The sequence below is a fragment of the Joostella atrarenae genome (assembly GCF_021764745.1).
Lineage (GTDB): Bacteria > Bacteroidota > Bacteroidia > Flavobacteriales > Flavobacteriaceae > Galbibacter > Galbibacter atrarenae.
This window is the reverse complement of sequence record NZ_JAETXX010000029.1, coordinates 1-3579: the sequence shown is the minus strand read 5'-3', so window position 1 is coordinate 3579 and position 3579 is coordinate 1. Positions and strand designations below refer to the sequence as shown.

Here is a 3579-nt window from a genome sequence, read left to right as displayed (position 1 = left end):
CTAAATTATTATAGATTAAACCTTAAGAAAAGGAAGTTAAAATATTGATCTAAATCATTATTCGACATTTTAAAGGTGATCTCGATCCCAATATTGATTGTAACAATTATTAAACTAATAACTAGAAAAATTTAGCGATTTTGGCGGACACGTTACGGATAAAAAAAAACGGTTTCTAGCTACCTTTTTTGTTTTCCAAAATTTAAGTAATCATTTTATATTTCTCCACTCTAAACGGGCGCAACATAAGGTAACAAGGTGTATAGTTCATTACTGCTGAATTTTCTACCGAAAATTCAACGCCTTTTTGGTATATTTATGCTTTGGTGGAGATTTCAGGTACTTTTACTCATAACGAAACCATACACAAACCGTTACCTGCAAGCTGAAACAACCATTGAAAAAAAGAGATTACATAGAGGAAATTACTTCCATAAAAGATCGTTCAAAATTTCCTGGGAGATTTGAATTAATGTCAAGATTTTACGAAATAGATTCCATTATTTATGATGTAATGGACAACGGTAATCTTAAAAATAAAGAAATCCTAAAATACATTCCTATTGCAACCGTTGCCTGTTTTGAATCATTTTTCAGAAGCATAGTAGCTGAACTAATTGATAAAGGTGAACCATACAATCAAAACGTTTTAAAATTTAATCAATCGAATAACATAAGGTTCGATTTCAATATTGTAAATGCAATTCAGAAAAAGAAAATTTCAATTGGAGATTTCATTAGCCATATATTGAGTTGTAACAACATAAAAGATTTTAACTCGAACTTATCAATTCTGACTCAATTAGACTTTTTAGAAGAACTAAAAAAATTTGAACCCAAAAGTATATCTAAACCTACAATCGATACAGCAAAATTATTTAAAGAGAAAACTTCAGCAATACTTGAGTCAATAGATTATATTTTTAGATTAAGACACATCTTTTGCCACGAATTCGCTACTAATATCGAACTCGAATATTTAGTTATTAAAGGAGCATACGAACATTGTAAAATTTTCTTATTTCACGTCAACGATTTCATTTGGAATCTATTAGAACCTGATGCACCTCTAACTCAAACGGAAATGAATATTCGTGCAGGAGAAAACTATGAAAAAGCGGAATCTGAATTAACAAAGGTCATAGAAGAAATCAAAAATTTAGATTTATCAGATGAAAATATCTATTTGGACAGAAAAGATTTTGAGTTGGTAATACAGAAATGGAAAGAATATAGAGAAGTAAAAGCAGATGCGTTTGCAAAACATTCAAAAGGTGGCACAATTTATCCACTTTTAAGATTAAACTCATTAAAAGCAACAACGGAGAAAATGACTGCTGAATTAATTGAAGAATATGGACTGAACAAAGCCAGCAGGTAACAACGTGTATAGCTCATTGCTATTCAATTGCTTAAACCGAAATTAAGGCAAATTTGGAAAGTCGCCAAATTTTTAAATTTGACGATTTCCAATAAAAAAGATAAATAGTAAAATTTAAAAATTCGGCTTGTGGCTCAACCGAAAAATAATTGCTAATTTAGACGCAACGAGCCATACACAAGACCGTTGTGCCTCATTTGATAAAAACATTGCGAACTAAATGAAAATGTTTCCGACAAAAAACTTTACTGCTCAATTGAGCGAAAATAGCGCAATCGCAATGGCAGAATTAAAACGGAATACTGATATAACTGAAACGCTTATTTCGGATTACACTGAAAAGGAGTTTCGCGGACAAGTAAATGAAAACGAATTTAAAGTAATCTCATCTGAAATTGGTCGTGGTGCAATCTGTGTTCTAATAGGAAAATTTGACGGACAAAATGGCGAAATTGAAATCCGAATTCACAAAGCATTTAAAGTTATGTTTTCGATTTTGATGCTGATGCCAATTATAGGATTTGGAATTGTGGCGATAACAAGCGGAATTGAAAAATCTTACGGAATAATATTGCCAATGATAATGGGAATTTTATTTATAAGATTTGTGTTTATGGAATTAAGTTTTCGTTTCGTATCAAAAACTGGAATGACCAAATTGAAAAGAATAATCGGAATAACAACGCTGAAAACAAAAACGAGGCACAACAACGTATATAGCTCATAGCTAGTTAGTTGCTTAATCGAAAGTTCAGGCATATTTACAAGACCGCCAAATTTTTTAATTTGGCTTATTGAGAAAAAAAGATAATAAGAAAATTAAAAAATTCGGCTCGTGCTTAACCGAAAAATAATCGCTAATTTGCACGCTACGAGCCATATACAAGACCGTTACCTGCAATTACAAAAATGAGTACATACAAAGAAGTTTTTCGGGAAATAGAGAATTCAAAAGATAAGCGTAAAATATCTAATCTTCTGAATAGTTTAATTGGCAAAAAACCTGAAGAAGAATATATCTCACAAATAATTCAATTAACTGAAAAGGTTTCCGATATTAAATACTCAGCAATCAACTTGCTATCCGATTTCAACTCCGAAAATCTTGAAGAGTTTTTTCTTTCAAAAATAGATAATGAATCAAACAAATTAATTATCACAAGACTTATTAGGGGATTAAATCTAAATGGAAAAGAAAAAGCTTTTGAGTTCTTATTAGATTATTTCAAGAAGACAAAAAGCGTTGATATTAAGTCTCAGATTATTCAAACGCTCCGAGTAATATATTCTCGAAACGAAATTTGTGTTGAAAACATTGAAAGATTAAAGAAAATCATTGGTAATGATTATCCATTTTTTCAAGGATATTGGACAAAGCTAAAACAGGCAAAAAAAATAACGAAAGAAAATTTAGCTTTAGAAAGTAGAAGTCAATTAGAAAAAAACAAACTTAATTTAATTTATAAAGAAAGTGAGGCATATGATATCCATATAAGCATTGAAAAAATGAAAAAAGATTTTATAAGATATATCAATGTTTACTGCATTTGTAAAAATCATCAATCTTCATTTTCTGAACTATACACTCCTAATGAATTTTATATATCAGAAAACATACAATTTAACGACTTATTTGAGGGTACAAAAGTTATGCGTCCAGATGAGAAGAGTATGGATATTATAGATTTACTACAAAATAATTTGTTGCCGAAATTATTGAGACGAGTTGAGTTATTTGAACATTTAGGTCAGATGAAATATTCAGACTTTATCAAAAATGAAAATAAAATATGTAAAACATTATTCGGAGGAACTTCCGACTTTGTGATATCTCACTTACTTACACAGTATTTTGATGTTTTTAGAAACAATAATGATAAATCTCAATACTCAGGTTTAGTAATTCAAAAGTGGAAAAATACTGGAAGAGAAAGCTTTGCGATTATTGATTATCTAGAAAAACAAAAAGCAGGTAACAATGTATAAAAAACATAGGGCGGTTTAGGCTTTCCGAGAAGTCTGTGTTTATTTATCAAGTCGCCAAATATAAAATTTGGCATTTTCAACAAAAAAGATAAAAGCAAAATATTATATTTGGCTAAGTATCAAAACGAAACGTATCGCTTATCTTCTGCCCTACGTTTCTTATACTAACCGTTACCTTCTATTGCCCTACTCTGCTCTTATACACACTAATC

Annotated in this window: 3 protein-coding genes; all 3 read left to right on the top strand. The window is 30.1% G+C overall.

The window, feature by feature from the left end; genetic code table 11:
* The first annotated feature begins 397 nt into the window (after nt 1-397).
* The 3 genes from JM658_RS16875 (at nt 398) to JM658_RS16865 (ending at nt 3367) form a co-directional block, all read left to right on the top strand.
* Nucleotides 398-1381, top strand: coding sequence for a lysozyme inhibitor LprI family protein (locus JM658_RS16875; RefSeq protein WP_236961053.1), 984 nt, complete (start codon nt 398-400; stop codon nt 1379-1381).
* A 220-nt stretch (nt 1382-1601) separates the two neighbouring features.
* On the top strand, nt 1602-2108 hold the full coding sequence (locus JM658_RS16870; RefSeq protein WP_236961051.1) for a hypothetical protein: 507 nt from the start codon (nt 1602-1604) through the stop codon (nt 2106-2108).
* Between the two features lie 182 nt (nt 2109-2290).
* A complete protein-coding gene (locus JM658_RS16865) occupies nt 2291-3367 on the top strand; it encodes a hypothetical protein (RefSeq protein WP_236961049.1) in 1077 nt (358 codons plus the stop codon).
* Nucleotides 3368-3579: the final 212 nt, after the last annotated feature.

Excerpts from the sequence above, each read along its gene's own strand:
- JM658_RS16870 (WP_236961051.1), top strand. The coding sequence starts at position 1,602 with ATGAAAATGTTTCCGACAAAAAACTTTACTGCTCAATTGAGCGAAAAT.
- JM658_RS16865 (WP_236961049.1), top strand. The coding sequence starts at position 2,291 with ATGAGTACATACAAAGAAGTTTTTCGGGAAATAGAGAATTCAAAAGAT.